Origin of the sequence: Demequina mangrovi (assembly GCF_000759715.1) — a bacterium.
GTDB classification, from domain to species: domain Bacteria; phylum Actinomycetota; class Actinomycetes; order Actinomycetales; family Demequinaceae; genus Demequina; species Demequina mangrovi.
The window spans coordinates 1-643 of record NZ_BBLU01000033.1 but is presented as its reverse complement, the minus strand read 5'-3'; the positions used below and the strand labels follow the sequence as shown (position 1 = coordinate 643).

The 643-nt window shown below is 78.8% G+C and carries 1 protein-coding gene and 1 pseudogene; both read left to right on the top strand.

Annotated elements, in window-relative coordinates; translation table 11 throughout:
- Positions 1 to 227, top strand: a 227-nt coding sequence (locus TR42_RS15370) for a hypothetical protein (protein WP_042216995.1), incomplete at its 5' end; no start/stop codon positions are given.
- A 65-nt stretch (positions 228 to 292) separates the two neighbouring features.
- Positions 293 to 643 (top strand): annotated as a pseudogene (locus TR42_RS13940) (hypothetical protein); the annotation flags it as partial.

Sequence of the window (643 nt, the reverse complement as noted above, 5' to 3'; positions counted from 1 at the left end):
GCACCGTCGCGGGCGCGCAGGGCGGCTCGGCGACCGGCGGCTCGCAGAAGTCGGGCGGACGTTCGCAGGGTCGGTCGGGCGCGTCGCAGGGCGGGTCCCAGGCCGGCTCCCAGGGCGGTTCGCAGCCGCGGGGCGGCTCGGCCGGTCGCGCGAGCGGGTCGACCTCCGGCGGCGCAGCGGCGTTCTCCGCGCGTGGCGGCTCCGGCGGCCGCCGCCGGTCGCGCTGACGGTGCGAACCGTACGTTTGGTACGCGGCCTTGTCCCAGGTATCACCCTGATATAGCCTGCAATGGTGTCAATCGCGGACGCAGCTGGGGGGCGCTCCGCGGGAGGGCGGCGCCTCGCCGAGGCGGACCTCCCCGGGGTGTATTCGTCGCGCCCCGGCGCGGATCCCCTCAAGGCGCAGCAGTTCTGGGCGGGAGCGCCGGCGGCCCCGACCGAGGAGCCCTCGATCGCGGCGCGTCCGGCCGCGGCGCAGCCTCGCGCCGCCATCACCCCTGACGTCCCGGCGCCGGTGGACCCCGCCGAGCTGCTGCGGCGGCTCGCGGAGCTCGCGGTGGCCGAGGCGAGCACCGAGGTGCGCGTGGAGCCGGATCCGGCGTCGCGCGCGCCGCTGCCGCGCCGGTCGGACGCCCGCGGCGGC